This is a genomic window from Sphingobium sp. TomTYG46 (assembly GCF_055396345.1).
On record NZ_AP027325.1, the window covers coordinates 355,084 to 377,785 of the forward strand.

Sequence of the window (22,702 nt, forward strand, 5' to 3'; positions counted from 1 at the left end):
GCATCTTGACCGACCGCGCGACCACGCAATCCGTTCGGGCTGACACGCCACCTCTCTATGACTTGCTGATCGTCGGCGGAGGGATAAATGGTGTCGGCATCGCCCGCGATGCGGCCGGGCGCGGCTACAGGCTCCTTCTGGTGGAGCAGGACGATCTTGCCAGCCAAACCTCCTCCGCCTCGACCAAGTTGATCCACGGCGGCTTGCGTTACCTTGAATATGGTGAGTTTCGGCTGGTCCGTGAATCCCTGATCGAACGGGAACGGCTTTGGCGGACGGCGCCTCACATCATCTGGCCGCTTGCCTTCCTGATGCCGCAGAACCTCTCGACGCGCCCGGCATGGTTGGTGCGCCTCGGCCTCTTTATCTACGATCATCTCGGCGGTCGGCAGAAATTGCCCGGCACGCGCACGATCGTGCTTGATCGATCGCCTTTGGGAAACAGCCTTGCGAACCGCAAAGGGCGCGGCTTCCTCTATTCGGACTGCTGGGTCGAAGATAGCCGGTTGGTAGTGCTGAACGCAATGGACGCGGCCAAGCACGGCGCGCAAATTGAGACCCGCACCCGCCTGCTCGACGCCCGTCGTGAGGAGGAAATCTGGTCGGCCACCATCGAAGATGCGCATGGCGTGAAGGAAGTGCGCGCCCGCATATTGGTCAATGCCGCCGGTCCATGGGTCGCCGACATCATCGCCCGCTCCGGCCTGGAGAGTCAGCGGAAAGTCCGCCTCGTAAAAGGCAGTCATATCGTCGTCCCGCGCCTCCACGAAGGGGACCATGCCCTCACGCTCCAGCATTTTGACGGCCGCATCATCTTCGCCATCCCCTATGAGCATCACTTCACGCTGGTCGGCACCACCGAACAAGAATGGCACGATCCGCCGGGCAAACCACACATCAGTGAGAGCGAGATCGACTATCTGCTGGGCGTGGCAAACCGCTACTTCGCCCGGAAAATCGCGCGCGAAGACATAATCTGGTCCTATTCAGGCATCCGCCCGCTTTATGACGATCAGGCAGGCAATGCCTCCGCCGTCACCCGCGACTATGTCCTCGACCTCGACAGCGAAGGCGCTCCTCTTCTCAGCATCTTCGGGGGCAAGATCACCACCTACCGGAAACTGGCCGAGCAGGCGCTCGACCTTCTCGCGTCGCAGGGAATCGAGACGCGGGGCGCCTGGACCGCGACCGCGGCCCTCCCAGGCGGGGACATGCCCGAGGGAAACTTCGACATCTTCCTGCACGAATTGGAAAACCAATATCCCGCCCTACCCCATAGGCTACTCCACCGCCTGGCCCGCGCTTACGGCACATGCGCCCTGAAACTGCTGGATGCAGCTGAAACGCTGGACGATCTGGGGGAGATATTCGGCGGCGATCTCAGCCGTGCCGAAGTCGACTATCTTGTCAGGGAAGAATGGGCACAGACCGCCGAAGACATTCTCTACCGCCGCAGCAAGCTCGGCCTTCATCTGACACAGGAAGCAAGCGCGGCGCTGGCCTGCTATCTCGACCATCCTGTTTCATGCCGATCCGATGCCCGGAATGAATGAAGCACAGCGCCCCAGGTGGGGAGATGGGTCTTTGGGACGCTGTGCTTCTCTCCCACAGTGCGACCCGAGGGAGTTGAGGCAGCGCGACATGGTGGGACTATCCCGCACATGATCGCGATATGACTGTAACCGGGACCGGGCAGGCTCGATCGACATCCTGCGCCAGCCCGAGCGGATGACTAATTTAGAGCGCGCTGCGTTAAATCGAACGCAAGACGTGCACGCCAGTTATGTCTTGTAGCATCGTTATTTGCGCAAAACCGGTTCCAACTATCGCACACGATACTCTAATCCCGACGGCAAATCGCGTGGTCAGGCAACCAAAATTCCAGGAATGGAGAAAAAGGGATAAGCGGTTTCATCGCGTCATGTCCTGTTTCGGTAACCCCGCTGTCTCAATCAAGAGATCGGAAGCTTTGCGTCCTGCCGTCACCAGCAGTTTGCCTTTTCGTCAGATCACTCGCCGCAGCGCGCTTCTCTGCCTTAGGGATTATTTAACCGAATTATCGCGTCAGGTCAAACATTTGTGGTCAAAAAAAGAGGCAGACTGACAACTTCGCTGCCGATCCATCTGTAGTTGTTCATCTCTTCCCACCACCACCCGAGGCCCTTCCCCCGAACGATCTGAACCGATAACAGCATCCTGCGGCGCCAGCGAAACAGGTGGGACAGGAATGACGGATCAGTTGATCATCTTCGTGCAAAATGGCGTCGGCCGCATCCGCCTGAACCGGCCAAGGGCGATCCATGCGCTGACGACCGAAATGTGCGCCGCCATGATCGACGCCCTGCTCGCCTGGCGTCACGATGACGCCGTGTCCGCCGTCATCCTCGACCATGCCGTTTCCCCCGATGGCGACCCCAAATTGTCGCGCGGCTTCTGCGCGGGCGGCGACATCGCCATGGTCGCTAACAGCGCCAAGGGCGACTGTTCGGAAGCGGAACGCTTCTTCCACACCGAATATCGGCTGAACCATCTGCTGTTCATATATGAAAAGCCCGTGATCGCCTTCATCGACGGCATAGTCATGGGTGGAGGCGTCGGCATATCCGATCCGGCGCGCTTCCGCATCGCGACCGAGCGAACGGTCTACGCCATGCCTGAAACGGGCATCGGCCTTTTCCCCGATGTCGGTGGCGGCTGGTTCCTGCCGCGCATGCCGGGCCGCACCGGCACATGGCTCGCCACCACCGGAGCACGCATCAGTGGAGCGGACTGTGCCGCGATCGGCATCGCCACCCACTATATGACCTCGGAAAAGCTCGACGCGGTCAAGGCCCGGATCATCGCCGACCCCGATGGCATCGGCGAAATCCTGGACGAGATGAGCGACCCGCCGCCCCCCTCCCCCTGGGAAGCACAGCGGGCCAACATTGACCGGCTGTTCGCCTCCGACCGCTACGAAGACATCCTCGCTGCCCTGCACGCAGACGGATCGGAATGGCCACGCGCGCAGCTGGCGGTTCTCGCAACCAAATCACCCCAGACGATCAAGGTCGCCCTGCGGCAAATGGCAGAGGGCGCAGCCTTCACGGACTTCGCGGCGAACATGCGCAGTGAATATCGCATCGCCTGCCACGTCATCCGCCGCCCCGATTTTATCGAAGGCGTGCGCGCCGTCATCTTCGACAAGGACAATGCGCCAAGATGGAGCCCAGCCACCCCCGAAGAGGTGACGAATGCGCTTATCGACAGCATCTTCGCACCGCTCTCACCGGAAAGGGAATGGACGCCGCTTCCCGAACTCGAAAAGTGAATATCTGGCGCCCATTCCCCCTCTATACTGCGATGACGCATGGCAATATGACATGAAATCCGAACAGATAATCGGCATTCTTGAAAGGGAGACGACTTGATGAGGCACCTGGCCCTAACCACTCTGGCCCTGGCGATTGCTGCCCCCGCCGCTGCGCAAATGCAGATCAAGCCGATCGCGCCACTCACCAAGGGAGAGTTGCCACTCTATCCCAACGACAAGACCGCCGATAATGAGCAATGGGAGCATGTCAGCGCACGATATGGCCCGCTGGTCGTCGAAAATGACACCGTCCGCAACGTCACGCGTCCCACCATAACGCCCTATCTGCCTGATCCTGCCAAGGCCACTGGAGCAGCGGTACTCGTCGCGCCCGGCGGCGCCTTCATGTCGCTGTCAATGTCCAGCGAGGGTGAAGTCATCGCCCGCTCGCTCGCTGATCAGGGCATCGCCGCCTTTGTTCTCAAATACCGCCTCAACGAAACGCCGCGGGACAGCAAAGCCTTCATGACCGCAATGAGTCAGCGCATGGTGCAGGCCGCCCGCGGCACCCCCAACATGGAAATCAAGGAACCCCGCGCCACGCAGGATGCACTTACTGGCCTGGCCATGGTCCGCAACCGCGCAAAGGAATTCCGCGTCGATCCGGCTCGGGTCGGCATGATCGGCTTTTCCGCAGGCGCAATGACGGCTCTCAATGCCGCGCTGGAGGGACAAGGCGAAACACGTCCGGCGTTCATCGGCTATATCTATGGCCCCATGACCGCCGTCACCGTACCTGCCGACGCGCCACCCATGTTCAATGCAATCGCTCTGGACGACAGCCTATTCAAAAAGCAGGGATTCGGCATTGTCGAAGCGTGGCGCAATGCGCGCCGCCCGGTCGAACTCCACGCCTATGAACGCGGCAACCATGGGTTCGGCATCGGTCGCCCAGACACCACCTCCACCGGCGTTCTGCCACAATTCGTCGCCTGGCTGCGCATGCGGGGAATTTTGAAACAGGAGGTTCCGCAATGAGCGAACGAACCTCGACCCGGGACCGCTTTAAGCCCCGCCATCAATCACACATCCCAAACGCCGCTAGCCGCAGCATCCTGCGCATAGTCCGAAAAATGCCTCGGCTTTCTGCCCAATACCCGCTCAACATCATACGTGACATAGGCCAACTTGCCGTCGGCGATACCAGAATAGGTATAGGCATATTCCTCGGGCAAACCGTTCGACAGGATCGACTCTCGAAATGTGCCGAAACTGATGGGGGTGAAACTGATCTTCCGTCCCGTCGCCTTCGTTAACGCATCGGCGGCTGCTTCAAAGCCTATCGATTCCGGCCCGGTCAGCTCATAAATCTGTCCACTATGCCGACCGTCCAATAGCGCCTCCGCCGCGACAGCAGCGACATCTTCGATATCGATAAAGGGCTCGGTCGCGTCACCAACCGGCAGCACGATCTCCCCCGCCAGCACCGCGTCCAGGAAGAACATTTCCGAAAAATTCTGCATGAACCATGCCGGGCGAAGCACTGTCCAGTCCGCCGCACTCGCCCTGAATCCGCCTTCAACCGCTTCCAGAAAGCCCTCATCGGCTCGCCCGGAAAGCAGCACCTGCCGCTTTACCCCGCACTCCACCGCAAGCTGTGCAAGCCGCCCGATCTGCGCCCCAGCATCGGGATGCGTGTTGTCATGATGCGCGATATAAAGGCCATCCGCGCCCTCCAGCAGGGGTTCCCAGCTGGCCTCATCTTCCCACAGAAACGGCTGCTCCGCGCTACGCGAACCGACGCGGACAGTGTGACCAGGAACATCCAGACGATGGGCCAGACGACGACCCGTCTTGCCGGTGCCGCCGACGATGAGAATGGTCGATTTCTGGCTCATTGCTATCCCCTCGGCTGCCATCAGCATATCAATTACAACGATGAATGTAGCCTGGCGCCCGCTTTGTCCACGAAGAGTTACTATACTGACCGCTTTCCCGGCGACTGGCGCGTTAGCCAAGGACAGGCTATCAGCCCGTCATGAGCGAGGATATCCGCCACATTCTCGATCGCCTGCGCACGCCGCCCGACAATGTCGTGGCCCGCGCCCGTCGCATGGTCGAAGCTTATGTGCCGGAGGATCGCCGTGGCCCCGGTTGGGACCGCCACTGGCGCGAACTGGAAGCCTATATAGAATTGCCCGGCCGCTGGATCGGCGCAGAGAAAGCCGAAGATGACGTCTGACAAAATCACCGACCTTCTCGTCGCCCGCCTTGTTCGCGACCACGGTCGCAGCAAGCATCACTGGCGCAAGGTACTCGGCGCCGTCCGCCTCTACAGCCGCGCCACCCATCCGCATTGCAACTGGACGATCACGCCAACGGGCACCTTCCATGAGGTTTCGGTGATCGAAGGGCTGATGGATGACCTTAGAATGCGTTATCCGGTGATCAGCGGCTGAAGCGACGGCCTGCCATTCAGGCCGATCTGATCAACTGCCTGCTTGCGTATTGACGGGCGGTGCCAGCGGGTTGGGATCCTTCACATCGCCTTTTTCGATCCTTTTCTCCGCCTCGCCGCTTTCCTGATCGCCACCGGCCAGCGGTGATCCCCGTTCCGGCGGTGGTGTATCGTCCCGGCCCTTTGCGGGTTCGTCCGACGATTGGCCGCTTTTCCTGTCCTGCCGCATCGACTCTTCCTTTTGCTGCTATCCTTGGTCAACGCCGCGAAGGCAGCAGATATCCATGAGCGAAGCTGGCGCTAACATTGGCATGTCGGTTAGCCCGGCATCCCAAAGCCATCAAAGGCGTTCAGCCACCATGGCACGCGCGCTCAAGGTCTATCGCACCCCTATCGGCTTTCACGACGCCTATGTCGCCGCACCCAGTCAAAAGGCGGCGCTGGAAGCCTGGGGCGCCGACGCCAATCTTTTCGCGCGTGGTTCTGCCGAGCAGGTCACCGAAGCAGAATTGATGCGAGAGCCCCTCGCCAATCCCGGCAAGGTCATCAAACGGCCGCGCGGCAGTGAGGCGGAACATCTTGCCTCCCTTGCCAAATCCCCTCAGCAATCCGGCAGGGCGAAATCCCGCCCGGAAAAAGCGACTCTTCCCAACTCGCCGCCAAAGCGCGCCTCCCCTCCAGCGCCACGACCCAGTCGTAAACCGCTCGACAAGGCGGAAGAAGCCCTCGCCCAGCAGGAGGAAGAAGGCAGGGCAGCGCTGAGAGAACTCGAAGAGAAACAGGCACAGCTTCGCACCCAGATTGAGCAACTGCGCAAGCAGCAGCAGGCCGCCTATAGTCAGCTGGCCAGCCGCGTGGAAAAGGAACGCCGCAAATATGACACCGCGCTTGAACGTTGGCGCGCGTCATGATCGATCAACCCGCCAAAAAGATAAGGATTTTTGCCGCTTTCCGTCAACAGCTTGGCACCAGATCGACTTTGCATCGTTATCGTCATTCAGGAGGGGTCTTGAATGGACACCCGTGAAGACATTGTTGCGATAGGGCTGCTGACGCAGAACGATATTCAGCGGCTTGGCGAAAGTTTTTCCCGGCTGTTCCCTCTCCCGCGCGACGGCGCCTTCGACGATCTGATAAGGGCGATCGATGAAGCGGATCGCGAAAAGGACCATCGTCCCAAACCATGATCCTCTGCCCACTGGCCTGGCTAAAGTGCTAAAGGAAAGTCGGGTCCGGCTGTAAAGCTTCGACCTTATCATGGTCGGGGCAACCGGACCCGGTTCCGCGAGATCGGGGGAACCTCGCGGAAGCCGCAGGCTCCCCGAGCACCGGCGACTGGGCAGCATTCTACAATGACGCGCCTCTGCGAACACTGACGCTTAATGTTGCAAGTCGGCGATTTGGGACGAAGCCAAATCTCCTTTAGGAGAGTTGACGGAAAGCCACGCTATCCCCATGGAATCGCAATTGGCTATCCCGATAACAGCAGGCTTGAGCAGGCCGCTGCCGTGCCGTTATGACGCAACCATGCGATCCTCCCTTTTGCCGCTCCTGCTTGCCCTGTTCATCGCTGGGTGCGCGTCGTACCAGCCCGTATCGGACACGCCGGTTCGCGTCGGGCCGCCCTATACGGTGCGGGGCGTCACCTATGTCCCCGCGCAACAACCGGGCTATGATGAGGTAGGCTATACCAGTTGGTATGGAAATGAATCAGGCAGCCGTACAGCGCGCGGAGAGAAATTCCGGCCGGGCGGGATCAGCGCGGCTCATCCCACCTTGCCGCTGCCTTCCTATGTAGAGGTGACGGATCTTGGCAGCGGCCGAACCGTGCTGGTTCGCGTCAACGATCGCGGCCCCTTCACGCACGGACGGATCATCGACCTTTCCCGAGGGGCGGCGGAAGCACTCGGGATACGCAATCAGGGGCAAAGCGCCGTGCGCGTCAGGCTTGCCGAACCCCGCGAGAAGGATCGCCAGCGCCTGCGCAAAGGCAAGGAAGCGAGCGAACGGCCGCCGCTCACCGGCGAAGCCCTTGCCGCGCAACGCCGCCGACTTCTTTCATCGCGCTGAATTTAGCCTCGCCTTGACGGCCGAGCGCTGTATAGCGGCATATATACCTTAGGCGTCAGGCGTCGCATGCATCGGTTCCTTGTTCTGCTCCTTCTCCTCATTACCGGCTTTGCGGTTGACCCCGCTGAGGCGCGGGGACGCGGGCCTTTGGTATTGGCGGCCGCCAGTCTTCAGGAATCGCTGACCGCCGCAGCCGATGCCTGGACGGCGCAGGGGCATGACCGGCCGATCCTCTCCTTCGCCGCCTCTTCCGCTCTCGCCCGGCAAATCGAGGCCGGGGCGCCTGCCGACCTGTTTTTATCGGCGGATGAGCCGTGGATGGATGCCATCGCCGCGAAAGATCTGGTCCGCCGTGGCACCCGTGTTCCGCTGCTTACCAACCGCCTCGTCCTGATCGCACCGGCGAGCAACTTCACGAAAATGGCGATCCGCCGCGGATTCCCGCTCGCCCGTGCGATCGGCCCTGGCCGCCTCGCAATGGCTGACCCGGACAGCGTTCCGGCCGGAAAATATGGCAAGGCGGCGCTTGTGGCACTCGGCGTCTGGCCAGCGCTATCCGGTAAAGTGGCGGCGGCGGAAAACGTCCGGGCGGCTCTTGCGATGGTGGAGCGGCGGCAGGCGCCCTTTGGTATCGTCTATGAAACCGATGCGCGGGCCACGACCGCCGTCCGTATCGTGGGGGTCTTTCCCGCGACCAGCCACCCGAAAATCACCTATCCGCTGGCGCTGTTAAGTCGCTCCACCCATCCCGAAGCGGCGGCATTTCACCGCTTTCTCCTGTCCCCCCGCGGCAAGGCGATCTTCCGCCGCTACGGTTTCGGAACGCGTTGAGGATGACCATCTTCAGCCCGGAGGAATGGGAGATCGTCCAGCTGTCCCTGAAGGTCAGCTTTGCCGCCATGCTCTTCACTCTCCCCTCGGCCTTCGCCCTCGCCTGGGTCCTCGCGCGCTGGCGCTTTCCGGGCAAGCTGCTGCTCGACGCGGCGGTTCACCTCCCGCTTGTCCTGCCGCCGGTAGTGATCGGGTGGCTATTGCTCCTGACCCTCGGACCTGCCGGACCTGTAGGAAGCATAATGGAACGCTGGTTCGGTGTGACCGTCATGTTCCGCTGGACCGGCGCCGCCATCGCTGCCGGCATCATGGCCCTCCCCCTGATGGTACGCGCCATCCGCCTGTCGATCGAAGCCGTAGATCACCGCCTGGAAGAAGCCGCCCAAACCCTCGGCGCCAGCCCCACCTGGTGCTTCCTGACGATCCTCCTCCCCCTATCTCTACCCGGATTAGCTGCGGCATTCATTCTTGGTTTTGCCCGATCGCTCGGCGAATTCGGCGCGACCATCAGCTTTGTCTCAAACATCCCGGGAGAAACGCGCACCCTGTCGCTCGCCATCTACAGCGCCCTCCAGATTCCCGGCGCCGATGCCGTCGTATGGCGGCTCGCCGTAATTTCGATCTGCCTGTCGCTAGGCGCACTGCTACTTTCAGAAGTGCTCAGTCGCGGTGTATTGGCGGATAGGTCCAGCCATGTCCTTTGACATCGACGTCCGCAGGGTTCTCGGCCCCGCCCTCGTTACGGCGCGCTTTGCAGCATCAGATGGCATCACTCTGCTCTGGGGGCCTTCCGGCGTAGGGAAGACCTCGATTCTCAACATGATCGCTGGTTTGCTGCGCCCGGATCAGGGCCATATCAGCGTCGATGGAGAAATATTGTTCGATGCCGATGCCGCCATCGATTTGCCCTCCTATCGTCGTCGCATCGGATATGTTTTCCAGGATGGCCGCCTTTTCCCGCATCTTCGGGTGCGAGCGAACCTGCTCTATGGCTATCGGCTTGCGACGCCGCAGGACAGATGGATGTCTCTACAAGCAGTCGTCGATTTTCTCGGGATTGAACATCTGCTCCGCCGCTGGCCACGCACGCTATCGGGCGGCGAAGCACAACGCGTTGCCATTGGCCGCGCTCTGCTGTCTGGCGCTCGAGCCTTGCTCATGGACGAGCCTCTCGCCTCCATTGACCCTGCCCGCCGGGAAGACATCATGGATGTCGTCCTGCGCATACGGGACGAGCTTCGGCTCCCGATAATCTATGTCACCCATAATCCAGAGGAAGCCGACCGTCTGGCAACGCGAAAGATCGAACTTACGCCTTCATTTCGATAAGGGCGACCAGCCCGCCACCTTCCGCATTCATAAGCCGGACCGACGCATCAAAGGTGAGTGCCAGTGACCTCGCTATAGTCAGACCGATGCCCGTGCCGGGCCGCCCGCCCGGCTGCCCTGAAGCCCCGCGAGTAAAGGGCTCAAACATCTGATCTAGCTGTTCCGGCGGTATCCCCGGCCCCTTATCCCGGATATAGATGACAAGTCTGCATCCCTGGCGGGAACATCCGATTTCGGCCTCGCCACCATATTTGAGGGCGTTGCTGACCAGATTACTGATGCATCGGCTCAGTGCATTGGGCTTGGCCCGGATCGTCCCGCCGCACCCTCCCGCGAACCGCAATGGCGCGCCCAAATCCTGCGCATCCTCAACCATGCTTTCCAGCATGGAATCGATATCAATGACGGACCATTCTTCCTGCGTCTCGGTACTGGCGGCGAGATCAAGTCCCTCCTTGACCAGGGTTTGCATCGCCTGATGGTCCTGCAACAGCCGCGCACGCAACTCCTCATTTTCAACGAGTTCAAGCCGCAACCTTAGCCGGGTGAGCGGCGTCTGCAGATCATGGCTTATCGCCGCCAGCAATTGCGTACGCTCGGCAAAACCAGCACGCGCGCGCCGTTGCATGAGGTTGAAGGTCGATAGCGCCGCTCGCACTTCTTCAGGCCCATTTTCAGGGATTTCTTCCGGATCGAGCGACAGGGAGAAGGACTCCGCCGCATGCTCAAGGCGCCGCAGTGGTTGGGTTACGATCCGGGACACGATGATAGCAAGACCAGCAGATGCGACGATGATCAGGAGCATATAGAGCGGGTTGGCCGTCATGCTGGGCGGACGCTCCATGCGCGGCAGGTTGAGCGCCATGGACCGCCGAGCACCAGTGCTATCGGTAAATCGCACGATCCAGCAGGACGGGCGCGGCGCGTTGACCACCCCAGCGGCGCCCGCCGATGGATCATAACGCAAGCGGGGAAAGCAAAATCCTGCAGGAACCTGACTAGCCTCCGGATTCGACCCGGGGCCGAACCGCGCCCTGAGCGCTTTTGCAAGCTCAGCATCCGGTTCAGCCACCGCGATGCCCTCCGGTGCTAACGCCGCGCCCATGATCTGCTGGGCCGCCAGCATGGCCTCCACCCGCTTGGGATCACGCTGAAGGCGATGACCGATGTCTTCGGCGCTCGCTACCACCCGCTGCATGCGCCATTGCTGAAAATCATGACTCCTGCTCTGTTCAGCGATCAGCAAAGCCAGCATCGCGGCCAACGACATGCCAATCGTCAGCAGCAGGAATATCTGTCCTGTCAGCGAGCGCAGAAAACCTCGAACACGGCTCCAAAGACGCTCAATCATTCGTAGGACACCGGACTGGCGAGTACATACCCTTCGCCCCGCACCGTCAAAATGAGTTCCTCGCCCCCCGGCATGGTCGCCAGTTTCTGCCTCAATCGGCTTACCTGCAGATCGGTCGAGCGGTCGAACGCAGCAGTCGCTCGACGTTCAGGCACAAGGTTTTCCCGTGAGAGGACCACATTGGGCTCATCGATAAACCGGGACAGCAAGCGAAACTCCGCAGACGAAAGCATCACCAACCGACCGTCTTCAGCGATCAGCCTGCGCTGGAAGAGATCAAGGCGCCAGGGACCGAGCCTGGCGAGGCGCACGCCTTTGTCGCGCTGCCGGTCGGGTTCGTCAGCATGGGAGCGGCGTAACAGGTTGCGTATGCGAACGAGCAATTCGCGTGGTTCGAACGGCTTTGTGAGATAGTCATCCGCTCCCAGTTCCAACCCGAGCACCCGGTCGATCGCGCTGCCTCTGGCGGATACCATGATGATGGGGACGTCATTTCCTTCGGCCCGCAACTCTCGGCACAGGCTCAGCCCGTCGCCGTCCGGGAGATTGAGGTCAAGGACGATGAGGTCGGCCGCATGCACCGAAAGGGCCTGATAAAGCTCTCCCAAGCTGCCTGCGGCTACCACCTCATAATGTTCCTGCCGCAACTGCTGAACAATCAAGTCCCGAATATCGGGGTCGTCATCGACTACGATCAGGCGTGCTTGGCGGTTGTTCATCTGGTCCGGCATCGCCGCCTTTTACGGCGTTCAGCATTAAAAGTCTGCCTTCCTCAGAGCCCCTGATACGCGCTGATACATTTCGACATATTGCGATGCACAATGGCACATGTTCGGCCTTTTCAAACACCTGCCAAGAAGCGAATAGGGAGCGTCGGAGCCTGTCAGACAGCTGGCCCGTCCTTCACCCGGCGCTCCCCCTCCCCCTGCGCCGGGTGAAGTTTCCGCACTATTGAACCCCGCCATTGGATCACCTGCCGCCATGCCGCTGCGCTCTGCACTCTCTTCATCCCGCTACGCTCAATTTGGCGCGGCCTTTTGTTTGCTCGCGACCGCATGCAGCCAAAGCGAACCGACTGAGAAAAAGCAGGTCGAAGTGGGCGTGGTCACGCTTCAGGCGCAGGACGTTACCGTATCGACAGAGCTACCAGGACGCACCGCTTCGACGCTGATGTCCGAAGTGCGGCCTCAAGTTGCTGGGGTCGTTCAGAAGCGCCTCTTTACCGAAGGCTCCTATGTGCATGCGGGCCAGCCATTATATCAGATTGATCCATCCCTCTACCGCGCCTCTCGCGATGAGGCGCAGGCGGCCCTCGCCAATGCGCAGGCAACAGCGATTGCGGCGCAAGCCAAGGCGCGTCGCTATCAGGCGCTCGGGCAGACAGAGGCCGTAAGCGCGCAGGAGCGTGACGACGTGGTCGCGGCTTCGCGGCAAGCAAGCGCCGCCATTCAACAAGCGCGCGCGTCGCTTCAGACCGCCAGCATAAGTCTGCGCTTCACCGAAGTCCGGGCACCGATTAGCGGGCGCATTGGCCGTTCTTCGGTCACGCCGGGCGCATTGGTCACCGCCAGTCAAGCTGCCCCGCTCGCGACGATCCAGCAGCTTGACCCCATTTTTGTCGATATTACCCAGTCCAGCGCGCAGCTCCTGGCGCTGCGCCGCAATCTGGCCTCAGGTAAAGCACTACCCGCCAGTGCCACCATCCGGCTGAAGCTGGACGATGGCAGCGACTATCCGCTTGAAGGCCGCATAGAATTTGCCGAGCCCATCGTGGATCCCAATAGCGGCACCATCACCCTGCGCGCACGCTTCCCCAATCCTGACAGTCTTCTCCTTCCCGGCATGTTCGTACGCGTCGTGGCCCCGCAGGCCATCGTCCCCAATGGCATACTCGCGCCCCAGCAGGGGATCAGCCGTGATCCCAAGGGCAATGCCACGGCGCTTGTCGTCAATCGCGCAAACAAGGTAGAGCAACGCACCGTCACTACGGCACAGGCGATAGGCGACAAATGGCTCGTAACCGCAGGCCTCAAGTCCGGTGATCGGCTGATCGTCGAAGGAACGGACAAGGTGAAACCGGGCGATACCGTCCGCGCTGCAACCGTCGGCCAAGGGAGCTAGGTCCTCCGATGCTCAGCCGCTTTTTCATCGATCGGCCAATCTTCGCCTGGGTGATCGCGATCGGCATCATGCTGGCTGGACTTGGCGCCATGCTGTCGCTGCCTATCGCTCAGTATCCCGATATCGCGCCGCCTGCGGTCAATATCCAGGCAAATTATCCAGGCGCCTCGGCCGATACTGTAGAAACCAGCGTTACTCAGGTCATTGAGCAGCAACTGACTGGCATCGATGGCCTGATGTATTTCTCATCGACATCTACGGCCAATGGCCAGTCGCGTATCACTGTCACCTTTGATAAAGGCACCGACCCTGACACCGCGCAAGTACAGGTTCAAAACAAGGTGCAGCAGGCGTTAAGCCGGTTGCCTAACGCCGTTCAGCAGCAGGGCCTGACCGTTACCAAATCGCAGACCGATTTCCTGATGCTGGTCGCGCTGTACGATCGCACCGATCGAGCCACTCAGACTGATATTTCCGACTATCTGGTCAATAATTTTCAGGACCCCATCTCGCGTCTGGAAGGTATCGGCAACGTTCAGATTTTTGGATCGCAATATGCCATGCGCATATGGCTGGATCCTTATAAACTCGCGACGGTAAAGCTCATGCCGTCGGACGTTGAAAGCGCGATCCGCTCCCAGAATGTCGAAGTTTCCGCCGGTCAGATCGGCGCTGATCCGGCGCCCGCCGGACAGCAACTGAATGCCACCGTTCGCGCGCGTGCACGCCTTCAGACTCCCGAACAGTTTCGCAACATCATAGTGAAGACTCAAAGTGATGGGTCCGTCGTTCACCTCTCCGATGTTGCTCGGGTCGAACTTGGGAATGAAAGTTACACCTTTTCAGCCGCGCTGAACGGACATCCTGGATCGGGCATCGCGCTCCAACTCGCGCCCGGCGCCGACGCTCTGAAGACCGCCGAACTCGTCAAGGCAAAGGTCGCCGAGCTGTCCACGAACCTGCCCCATGGGTACAGCATCGCATTCCCGCGCGATACGACACCCTTCATCCGGCTTTCCGTGGATGAGGTCATCAAGACACTTATCGAAGCCGTCGGACTGGTCGTCGTGGTCATGTTCGTCTTTCTGCAAAGCTGGCGCGCGACGCTGATCCCGGCGGTGGCGGTTCCGGTCGTCCTGCTCGGGACCTTCGGCGTGCTCGCCCTTTTCGGCTATTCCATTAACACGCTCACCCTGTTCGGCATGGTGTTGTCCATCGGCCTTCTGGTCGATGACGCGATCGTAGTTGTCGAGAATGTCGAACGGCTGATGCACGATGAAGGGCTTGACGCCCGCGCCGCCACGATCAAATCGATGGAAGAGATAGGCAGTGCGCTGGTTGGCATAGCCCTTGTCCTTTCGGCCGTTCTCCTGCCCATGGCCTTTTTCGGCGGTTCAACAGGGGTTATTTACCGGCAGTTCTCCATCACCATTGTGTCCTCCATGCTTCTGTCCGTGGTGGTTGCGCTCATCCTGTCGCCCGCCCTGTGCGCCACATTGTTGAAATCGGCCAGTGAGGAGCGCCGTCAGCAGGGATGGGCGGGCCGGTTCAACCGCTGGTTTGGGCGCGTGACCGGCGGCTATATGCGGCGGCTCGAAGCAATCATGCATCGGCGCGCCCTCTTCTGGACAATCTATCTGCTGATATTGGGCGTCCTTGCGCTAATCTTCGTTCGCCTACCGACCAGCTTCCTCCCCGTAGAGGATCAGGGGCAGGTCATGGTGCAGATGACCCTTCCCGCTGGTGCCAAGTCCACGCGAACCGCGCAAGTGGTCGAGAGTGTTCGCAACTACTTCCAAAGCGAAGAAGGAAATAACGTCGGCAGCATATTCATCGCCCAAGGTTTCAGTTTTGCGGGACAGGGCGAAAATACCGCGCAAGGCTTCATCAATCTCAACCCTTGGGAAGACCGGAACGGTAAGGCGAACAGCGCGACCGAGATCGCGAACCGAGCTACAAAGCAGCTCGCCGCCATACGTGATGCGAAAATTCTGGCCATGACGCCGCCCGCTATCCGTGGCCTGGGCCAGTCGAACGGCTTCACCTTCGAGCTGCTCAACACAGGCGGCCTCAGCCGGGACAAGTTCCTGGCCGTGCGCAACCAGCTACTCGCTGCAGCTTCGCAAAGCCCTCTGCTCGCGGGTGTGCGTGCCGCTACGCTTGAGGACACGCCTCAGCTGAAGGTCGATATCGATAATGAAAAGCTGGCTGTGCTTGGACTTACACAAAATGATGTGGACGATGTGTTGAGTTCCGCTTGGGGAAGTAGCTATATCAATGACTTCATTGATCGGGGACGCGTGAAGCGCGTCTTTATGCAGGCAGACGCGCCTTATCGAGCTTTGCCGACCGACATTGAAAACTGGCAGGTGCGCTCTGCCGCCACGGGCGAAATGGTTCCATTCTCCGCTTTCGCCACCACCCATTGGGAAATGGGTCCGACAACAGTGTCGCGCTTTAACGGCCAATCCTCCTATGAAATACAGGGACAGGCGGCACCCGGTGCGAGTTCGGGAGAGGCCATGGATGAAATGGTGCGTTTGCAGCAGCAATTGCCGACCGGAACCAGCTATGCCTGGAGCGGCCTTTCCTACCAGGAACAATTGTCCGGCGGACAGGCCCCCTTGCTTTATTCCCTTTCCGTACTGGTCGTCTTTCTCTGCCTCGCTGCCCTTTATGAAAGCTGGTCGGTGCCGCTCGCAGTATTGTTCGTAATCCCACTGGGCTTGATCGGAGCAGTCGTCGCCGTTTGGGCGCGCGGGCTGGAGAATAATGTATTCTTCCAGGTAGGACTCCTCACCACGATGGGGCTGGCGGCAAAGAATGCAATCCTCATCGTTGAATTCGCCGAGTTTGCCTATCGCGATGGCAAGGACGCGATGAGCGCGGCGATTGAGGCGGCCAGGCTCCGTTTCCGACCGATCATAATGACGTCGCTCGCCTTCATCGCAGGCGTTATGCCGCTAGCGCTCGCTCATGGCGCTGGCGCACAAAGCCGCATCGCCATTGGCACGGCGGTTGCTGGCGGCATGCTGACCGGAACCCTGTTGGCGATATTTTATGTGCCGCTGTTCTTCTTCACGATCATGCGGCTTTTCAGACGCAAGGGCCATTCACCTGTCACCGGATCGGAGGTGCCCGCATGAGGCGCTTGCTTCCCCTCGGCCTGTCCATCACGCTGACCGCCTGCAATCTGGCGCCCGCATATGAACGGCCCGCCGCGCCCGTTCCGCCCGTCTGGCCAAATGGATCCGCATATTCAGCCGCCCTTCCTACAGCAAAGGCAGGTTTACCCTGGACGGCTTTGGTCGGCGACGAAAGGCTGCGGACCATCATTGATCGGGCGCTGATCAACAATCGGGATTTTCGCGTAACTCTGGCCAACGTTCTCGCGGCGCGCGCCCAATATCGCATTCAGCGGGCCGCGCAGATGCCTATGGTCGCGGCGGATGCCAACGCGACGCTCACGCGCCGGAATGACCAACGTCAGGACAGCTATAGCGCCGACATCGGTTTTAGCGCGTTCGAAATCGATCTGTTCGGCCGCCTGCGCAACTTGAGTGAATCCGCCCTTCAATCCTATCTCGCGAGCCAGGAGGGTGCGCGAGCCGCGCGCATCGCGCTCGTCGCGGAGACGGCCGCCGCCTATGCGACGCTTGCTGCGGATCAGCAATTGCTCGCCGTAGCTCGCGACACGCTCAGCAGCGCCGAAAAAACGATAGCGCTTACACGATCGCTCAACGGCGTCGGTCTTTCCGGCAAGCTCGATGTCCATCAAGCGGAAACGATCGTAGAACAGGCGAGGTCTGATGTCGCGACCGCGGTTACGCAGGTAGCGCAGGATCGCAATGCGCTGGACTTGCTCGCCGGGGCGCCGGTAGAAGAAGCTCTACTCCCGCTGTCACTCTCCACTCTGATCAGCACGACCGCGCAAGTCCCCGCCGGTATTTCATCAGATGTCCTGCTCCGTCGGCCCGATGTCCTGCAATCGGAACACCAGTTACAGGCTGCGAATGCAAATATCGGCGCCGCGCGCGCTGCGATGTTTCCAAAGATCAGCCTGACGTCGGCGATCGGTGTCGCCAGTTCAGCACTGTCGTCGCTTTTCACGGGCGGGGCATTCAGTTGGACAGCGGCTCCTTCGGCGAGCCTCCCCATCTTTGGCGGCGGAGTCAAAGGCAATGTTGAGTATAGCAAGGCGCAGCAAAAGGCTGCACTAGCCAGCTATGAGAAGGCCATTCAGAGCGCTTTTCGTGAAGTCGCCGATGCCTTGGCACGCGGAGGCACAATAGGTGAACAGCAGCAGGCTCAGCGAGCTTTGGTCGTGTCGAATGAGAACGCTTATGCCTTGTCCGAACAGCGTTATCGCGCGGGAATCGATCCGTTCCTGACCACACTTGTGAACCAACGCTCGCTCTATTCCGCCCGGCGAAGCGCGATCGCGACGGACCTTGAGCTGTTGCTAAACTGCATATCCCTTTATCGAGCAATCGGTGCCGATTTTTAGGAGTTACTCGGTTCAGCCGCTAATGGTGACGGGCCGCATGGCTGGAGCGCCCACCACCTCCCTCTACACCAAGTTCGGTCGAGCCAGGTGAACTGACTTTGGGTGCGACAGTTTCCGTGCAGTTTTCTTTGACGAAATGAGCTTCGAGCCACGCCGCGTGCTGTGCGGCGTGGCTCGATCCTTACTCAACAGGCGTCGGCAGTCCTCAGCTTTGATTATCAAGCGCTGACCTGCACTTCGCCGATAAGGGCCAGTAACTGCTGAGCATGTTCTTTTCTGCAAATGAGCAGGTCAGGCAGATACACATTTGCCTGATTGTAGATCAGCGGGCTGCCATCAATCCGCGAGCAGTGCAGGCCATGCGCCTTCGCCACGGCGACAGGTGCCATACTGTCCCATTCATATTGGCCGCCGGAATGCAGGTAAATGTCTGCCTGCCCCAATATCACCGCCATCGCCTTGGCACCGGCCGAGCCCATCGGAACAAGTTCGGCACCCAGCTTTTCCGCGACCGCGACAGCTTCGGCGGCCGGGCGGGTACGGCTGACCACCATGCGCAGCTTTTCGGGTGCAGGCGGGATCGGCTGCGGCTGATCCGATCGAACTATTGCGCCCTTCCCTGTCCCGGTCAGGTCAAGGCCCGGCAGCGCTACAGCGCCGATCTCCGGCTGCCCATCGATCGCCAGACCGACATGGACTGCCCAATCGGATCGCTCCTCGCCATATTCGCGGGTGCCATCGACAGGATCCACGATCCACACGCGGCTCTGGCTCAGTCGCTCGGCATTGTCCTTCTCTTCCTCAGACAGCAACCCGTCCTCGCCCCGTTGTTCGCGCAGGGCGTGAACAAGGAACTGGTTGGCCGTTTGATCGCCCGCCTTGCCCAGCGCCTTGGCGCTGAACATGCCGCTGGCGCGCACCTCAAGCAGGATGCGCCCAGCGGTTTCGGCAAGATGCGCCGCAAGGTCGGCATCGCTCATGCCGCCGCTCATGGGATCAGCCTGGCGACGATGGCGTCGGCCGCTTCCTCGGCGGTCATGGCCGTTGTGTCGATGCGGATTTCCGGATCCTCTGGTGGCTCATAGGGGCTATCTATGCCAGTGAAGTTCTTGAGATCCCCGGCACGCGCCTTCTTGTAGAGGCCCTTGACGTCCCGGGCCTCTGCTTCAGCAAGCGGCGTATCGATGTGCACCTCGATGAACTCGCCCGGCTGCATCATCTGTCGCACCATTTCGCGCTCCGACCGGAAAGGCGAGATGAAGGCGGTAATGACGATCAGCCCCGCATCGGTCATCAGCTTGGCGACTTCGCCCACGCGGCGGATATTCTCCACGCGATCGGCGTCGGTAAAGCCGAGGTCCTTGTTCAGGCCGTGACGCACATTGTCGCCGTCGAGCAGGAAGGTATGGCGGTTCATGCGCGCCAGCTTCTTTTCGACGAGGTTGGCGATGGTCGATTTGCCCGCACCCGAAAGCCCGGTGAACCACAGCACGGCAGGCTTCTGGTTCTTAAGGCCCGAATGGAACTCACGGGTGACATCGGTCGCCTGCCAGTGGACATTCTGCGCCCGCCGCAGCGAGAAGTGCAGCATGCCCGCTGCCACCGTCGCATTGGTGATCTTGTCGATCAGGATGAAGCCGCCCAGAGTTCGGTTCTGCTCATAGGGTTCGAACACGATCTGCTTGTCGGTGGACAGGTTCGCCACACCGATGGCGTTCAAGTCCAGCGTCTTGGCCGCCAGATGCTCCATCGTGTTGACGTTCACCTGATATTTCGGATGCTGCACCGTCGCGGTAACGGTCTGCGTGCCAATCTTCAGCCAATAAGGACGGCCGGGCAACATTTCCTCGTCCGCCATCCAGACTATGGTAGCTTCGAACTGGTCAGCGGCCTGCGGCGGATTGTCCGCCAGCGCGATGACATCGCCGCGCGAGCAGTCGATCTCGTCAGCAAAGCAGATGGTGACCGACTGACCCGCCACCGCTTCTTCCAGATCGCCGTCCAGCGTCACGATGCGGGTGACAGTGCTGGTCTTACCTGAAGGCAGCACGCGGATCGCATCGCCCGGCTTCACGGTGCCGGTGGCGATCAGGCCGGAAAACCCACGGAAGTCCAGGTTCGGGCGGTTCACCCACTGCACCGGCATGCGGAACGGCTTTTCCGCGTCGGTCGCGCTGTTGACTTCGACGGTTTCCAGATGCTCGATCAGCGCCGGCCCCTTGTACCAGGGAGTGTTCTCCGAAGGGCCAGTGATATTGTCGCCCTTGAAGCCGGAAATCGGCATCGGCACGAAATGTTGAATGCCGATCGAGCGCGCGAACTCGGTATAATCCTTGACGATACCGTCATAGACCGCCTGGTCATAATCGACCAGGTCCATCTTGTTCACCGCCAGCACGATATTCTTGATGCCGATCAGATGCGCCAGATAGCTGTGGCGCTTCGTCTGCGTCAGCACGCCCTTGCGCGCGTCGATCAGGATGACGGCAAGGTCGGCGGTCGACGCGCCGGTCACCATGTTGCGCGTATATTGTTCGTGGCCGGGGGTATCGGCGACAATGAACTTGCGCTTTTCGGTCCCGAAGAAGCGATAGGCGACGTCGATCGTGATGCCCTGCTCCCGCTCGGCCGCGAGACCATCGACCAGCAGTGCGAAGTCGATCTCCTGCCCCTGCGTGCCGACCTTCTTGGAGTCTGCCTCCAGCGCCGCCAGCTGATCTTCGAAGATCATCTTGCTGTCATAAAGCAAGCGGCCAATCAGCGTCGATTTGCCGTCGTCCACCGACCCGCAGGTGATGAAACGCAGCATCGTCTTGTGCTCATGCACCTTCAGATATTCGTTGATATCCTCGGCAATGAGGGCATCGGTCTTGTAAATGGGTTCGTCGAGAGTGTCGGTCATGTCATCTGTCCCGTCATCCCAGCGAAAGCTGGGACCTCGTTGATTTGGAGGAAGGGCCGAGCCTCAAATGGTCTACAGGAGGCCCGAGACCCCAGCCTGCGCTGGGGCTGACGCTTCGGAACGCTTGCGCATTCCGTGACGCGTCAGAAATAACCCTCCTGCTTCTTCTTCTCCATGCCGGCGCCGCCTGCATCCTTGTCGATGGCGCGGCCCTGGCGTTCGGACGTGGTGGTCAGCAGCGTTTCCTGGATGACCTCGGGCAGCGTCTTGGCCTCGCTCTCCACCGCGCCGGTCAGCGGATAGCAGCCCAGCGTGCGGAAGCGGATCGACCGCATCACCGGCGTTTCGCCTTCCTTCAGCGGGAAGCGCTCGTCATCCACCATCAGCAGCATGCCGTCACGCTCCACGGTTGGGCGTTCCTCGGCGAAATAGAGCGGCACGATCGGCACATTATTGAGGTGGATATACTGCCAGATGTCCAGCTCAGTCCAGTTGCTGATCGGGAAGACGCGAATGCTCTCACCCTTGTTCTTCTTGGCGTTGTAGAGGTTCCACAGTTCCGGCCGCTGGTTCTTCGGGTCCCAGCCATGCGAGGCAGTGCGGAAGGAGAAGATGCGCTCCTTGGCGCGGCTCTTTTCCTCGTCGCGGCGCGCACCGCCAAAGGCTGCGTCGAAGCCATACAGGTCAAGCGCCTGCTTCAGACCTTCGGTCTTCCACATGTCGGTGTGCAGCGCGCCGTGGTCGAACGGGTTGATCCCGCGCTCCTGCGCTTCCGGATTGTGATAGACCAGCAGCTCCATGCCGCTTTCCTTGGCCATGCGATCGCGAAGCTTGTACATTTCCTGGAACTTCCACGTCGTATCGACGTGCAGCAGCGGAAATGGCGGCGGCGAGGGATAGAATGCCTTGCGGGCCAGATGCAGCATCACCGCGCTGTCCTTGCCCACGCTGTATAACATCACTGGCTTTTCAGCCTCGGCCACAACCTCTCTCAGAATATGTATGCTCTCCGCTTCCAGGCGCGCCAGGTGGGTGAGCGTTTTTGTATCTGTCATCGTCTTGTCCAGCCTTTCGCTGACCCAGATGACAGAAGGCGCGAATCATCAAACCTCCCAGATGGGAGGGAGATATTTCTTCCATTGCCGCACGACGAAAATTTAATCAGCTACAAGAGCGCGAGCCGACTTTTCAGGCATTTTGGGGCGACGCTTCGCCTTCACCCAACCTCAATTCCACCTCATAACCAGAGATGATCCGCTCCAGTGTTATGCAATAATCGCCGAGGATGTCCGGCAGCGGTCCCCAATTGTCGGTCTCGTACTCAGGGAGTTGGATCAGCACCTCCCTCCGCATCATGCTGATCGCAGCACCGATCACGACCTGATTTATTTCGATATAAGCGTTCAGGGCCACAGCGGGAGGAAGCCCCCTCGCCTCCAGCATCGTGAGGACCCTCTGCGAATAGTCGAACGAATGCTGTTCGGGTTCTTTTCCAATCAGATTGGTGATGAGGTGAGGCAGGGACTGGAAGAGACGATAGGTAACTGTCGCATGTTCGCGTAATATATCCTGCCAACTCTGTCCTTCATCCTTGATCAACGCTTGTCCTACTAGACGCTGCGCCACGAGTTGCAGCAGATGTTCCCGCCCCCGCACATAGCCATATAGCGTGGCGACACCGGTATTCAGCCTTTCGGCAACCAAACTCATTTCCAGCTTGGCGATGCCGACCTCGCACGCGGCATCAACAATCATTTCCAGCGTAAGCCTTCGGGGACGTCCTACTGTCCGTTTCGCCTGCCTCGGCATTCCGCTCTCCAAATTCGATTTCAAAGCGATTC

General features: G+C 60.2%; 22 protein-coding genes and 1 riboswitch. Of the genes, 14 read left to right on the top strand and 8 right to left on the bottom strand.

The features are described from left to right. Positions 1–2: 2 nt before the first annotated feature. The 3 genes from glpD (at position 3) to ACZ5YV_RS14890 (ending at position 4,330) form a co-directional block, all read left to right on the top strand. Positions 3–1,553: a glycerol-3-phosphate dehydrogenase gene (glpD, locus tag ACZ5YV_RS14880; protein ID WP_464789919.1), complete on the top strand. Its 1,551-nt coding sequence runs from the start codon at positions 3–5 to the stop codon at positions 1,551–1,553. A gap of 377 nt (positions 1,554–1,930) precedes the next feature. After that, a riboswitch (cyclic di-GMP riboswitch) is annotated at positions 1,931–2,008 on the bottom strand. Between the two features lie 219 nt (positions 2,009–2,227). After that, positions 2,228–3,310 (top strand): enoyl-CoA hydratase/isomerase family protein, encoded by a 1,083-nt coding sequence (locus tag ACZ5YV_RS14885; protein ID WP_464789849.1) that lies wholly within the window; start codon positions 2,228–2,230, stop codon positions 3,308–3,310. Positions 3,311–3,409: 99 nt separating this feature from the next. After that, entirely contained in the window at positions 3,410–4,330 is a 921-nt protein-coding gene (locus ACZ5YV_RS14890; protein WP_464789850.1) for an alpha/beta hydrolase, read from the top strand. Between the two features lie 44 nt (positions 4,331–4,374). On the opposite strand, the gene ACZ5YV_RS14895 is transcribed toward ACZ5YV_RS14890, so the two are convergent. After that, the gene (locus ACZ5YV_RS14895) at positions 4,375–5,190 is read right to left on the bottom strand and encodes an NmrA family NAD(P)-binding protein (protein WP_464789851.1); all 816 of its coding nucleotides are present in this window, start codon (positions 5,188–5,190) and stop codon (positions 4,375–4,377) included. Between the two features lie 140 nt (positions 5,191–5,330). On the opposite strand from ACZ5YV_RS14895, the gene ACZ5YV_RS14900 reads away from it, so the two are divergent. Continuing rightward, positions 5,331–5,534, top strand: coding sequence for a hypothetical protein (locus ACZ5YV_RS14900; protein ID WP_464789852.1), 204 nt, complete (start codon positions 5,331–5,333; stop codon positions 5,532–5,534). Beyond that, on the top strand, positions 5,524–5,751 hold the full coding sequence (locus ACZ5YV_RS14905; RefSeq protein WP_196227162.1) for a hypothetical protein: 228 nt from the start codon (positions 5,524–5,526) through the stop codon (positions 5,749–5,751). Before ACZ5YV_RS14900 ends, ACZ5YV_RS14905 begins: the two co-directional genes overlap by 11 nt. Positions 5,752–5,781: 30 nt before the next feature. Here the strand turns inward: ACZ5YV_RS14905 and ACZ5YV_RS14910 are convergent, their stop codons facing one another. Then, positions 5,782–5,979, bottom strand: coding sequence for a hypothetical protein (locus ACZ5YV_RS14910; protein ID WP_464789853.1), 198 nt, complete (start codon positions 5,977–5,979; stop codon positions 5,782–5,784). Positions 5,980–6,109: 130 nt separating this feature from the next. Between ACZ5YV_RS14910 and ACZ5YV_RS14915 the strand changes: the two genes are divergently transcribed. The 6 genes from ACZ5YV_RS14915 to ACZ5YV_RS14940 all read left to right on the top strand — a co-directional run bounded on the left by ACZ5YV_RS14915 (position 6,110) and on the right by ACZ5YV_RS14940 (position 9,980). Then, entirely contained in the window at positions 6,110–6,661 is a 552-nt protein-coding gene (locus ACZ5YV_RS14915) for a hypothetical protein (RefSeq protein ID WP_464789854.1), read from the top strand. A gap of 102 nt (positions 6,662–6,763) precedes the next feature. Continuing rightward, positions 6,764–6,937: a hypothetical protein gene (locus tag ACZ5YV_RS14920; protein WP_464789855.1), complete on the top strand. Its 174-nt coding sequence runs from the start codon at positions 6,764–6,766 to the stop codon at positions 6,935–6,937. A 340-nt stretch (positions 6,938–7,277) separates the two neighbouring features. Next, on the top strand, positions 7,278–7,820 hold the full coding sequence (locus ACZ5YV_RS14925) for a septal ring lytic transglycosylase RlpA family protein (protein ID WP_464789856.1): 543 nt from the start codon (positions 7,278–7,280) through the stop codon (positions 7,818–7,820). A gap of 66 nt (positions 7,821–7,886) precedes the next feature. Next, a complete protein-coding gene (gene modA / locus ACZ5YV_RS14930) occupies positions 7,887–8,651 on the top strand; it encodes a molybdate ABC transporter substrate-binding protein (RefSeq protein ID WP_464789857.1) in 765 nt (254 codons plus the stop codon). 2 nt (positions 8,652–8,653) lie between these two features. Next, positions 8,654–9,355, top strand: a complete 702-nt coding sequence (gene modB, locus ACZ5YV_RS14935; RefSeq protein ID WP_464789858.1) for a molybdate ABC transporter permease subunit — start codon at positions 8,654–8,656, stop codon at positions 9,353–9,355. Continuing rightward, on the top strand, positions 9,345–9,980 hold the full coding sequence (locus ACZ5YV_RS14940) for an ATP-binding cassette domain-containing protein (protein WP_464789859.1): 636 nt from the start codon (positions 9,345–9,347) through the stop codon (positions 9,978–9,980). Before modB ends, ACZ5YV_RS14940 begins: the two co-directional genes overlap by 11 nt. Here ACZ5YV_RS14940 and ACZ5YV_RS14945 read toward each other — a convergent pair. Together ACZ5YV_RS14945 and ACZ5YV_RS14950 are read right to left on the bottom strand one after the other, a co-directional pair. Beyond that, on the bottom strand, positions 9,961–11,331 hold the full coding sequence (locus ACZ5YV_RS14945; RefSeq protein ID WP_464789860.1) for an ATP-binding protein: 1,371 nt from the start codon (positions 11,329–11,331) through the stop codon (positions 9,961–9,963). The genes ACZ5YV_RS14940 and ACZ5YV_RS14945 overlap by 20 nt on opposite strands. Then, positions 11,328–12,050 carry a response regulator gene (locus ACZ5YV_RS14950; protein ID WP_464789861.1) on the bottom strand — a complete coding sequence of 241 codons (723 nt, stop codon included), beginning with the start codon at positions 12,048–12,050 and terminating at the stop codon, positions 11,328–11,330. The genes ACZ5YV_RS14945 and ACZ5YV_RS14950 overlap by 4 nt, the downstream gene beginning before the upstream one ends. Before the next feature lie 262 nt (positions 12,051–12,312). On the opposite strand from ACZ5YV_RS14950, the gene ACZ5YV_RS14955 reads away from it, so the two are divergent. The 3 genes from ACZ5YV_RS14955 to ACZ5YV_RS14965 are packed head-to-tail and all read left to right on the top strand — an operon-like array spanning position 12,313 to position 17,959. Then, the gene (locus ACZ5YV_RS14955; protein ID WP_464789862.1) at positions 12,313–13,452 is read left to right on the top strand and encodes an efflux RND transporter periplasmic adaptor subunit; all 1,140 of its coding nucleotides are present in this window, start codon (positions 12,313–12,315) and stop codon (positions 13,450–13,452) included. A gap of 8 nt (positions 13,453–13,460) precedes the next feature. Continuing rightward, on the top strand, positions 13,461–16,598 hold the full coding sequence (locus ACZ5YV_RS14960; protein ID WP_464789863.1) for an efflux RND transporter permease subunit: 3,138 nt from the start codon (positions 13,461–13,463) through the stop codon (positions 16,596–16,598). Next, positions 16,595–17,959 carry an efflux transporter outer membrane subunit gene (locus ACZ5YV_RS14965; RefSeq protein ID WP_464789864.1) on the top strand — a complete coding sequence of 455 codons (1,365 nt, stop codon included), beginning with the start codon at positions 16,595–16,597 and terminating at the stop codon, positions 17,957–17,959. The genes ACZ5YV_RS14960 and ACZ5YV_RS14965 overlap by 4 nt, the downstream gene beginning before the upstream one ends. Before the next feature lie 218 nt (positions 17,960–18,177). On the opposite strand, the gene ACZ5YV_RS14970 is transcribed toward ACZ5YV_RS14965, so the two are convergent. From ACZ5YV_RS14970 to ACZ5YV_RS14985, 4 genes are all read right to left on the bottom strand, one after another. After that, a complete protein-coding gene (locus ACZ5YV_RS14970; protein WP_464789865.1) occupies positions 18,178–18,951 on the bottom strand; it encodes a 3'(2'),5'-bisphosphate nucleotidase CysQ in 774 nt (257 codons plus the stop codon). Next, entirely contained in the window at positions 18,948–20,861 is a 1,914-nt protein-coding gene (gene cysN, locus ACZ5YV_RS14975) for a sulfate adenylyltransferase subunit CysN (protein WP_464789866.1), read from the bottom strand. Before cysN ends, ACZ5YV_RS14970 begins: the two co-directional genes overlap by 4 nt. A gap of 143 nt (positions 20,862–21,004) precedes the next feature. Beyond that, positions 21,005–21,916 carry a sulfate adenylyltransferase subunit CysD gene (gene cysD, locus ACZ5YV_RS14980; RefSeq protein WP_460988937.1) on the bottom strand — a complete coding sequence of 304 codons (912 nt, stop codon included), beginning with the start codon at positions 21,914–21,916 and terminating at the stop codon, positions 21,005–21,007. A 133-nt stretch (positions 21,917–22,049) separates the two neighbouring features. Further along, a complete protein-coding gene (locus ACZ5YV_RS14985; RefSeq protein ID WP_464789867.1) occupies positions 22,050–22,616 on the bottom strand; it encodes a TetR family transcriptional regulator in 567 nt (188 codons plus the stop codon). Positions 22,617–22,702 lie beyond the last annotated feature (86 nt).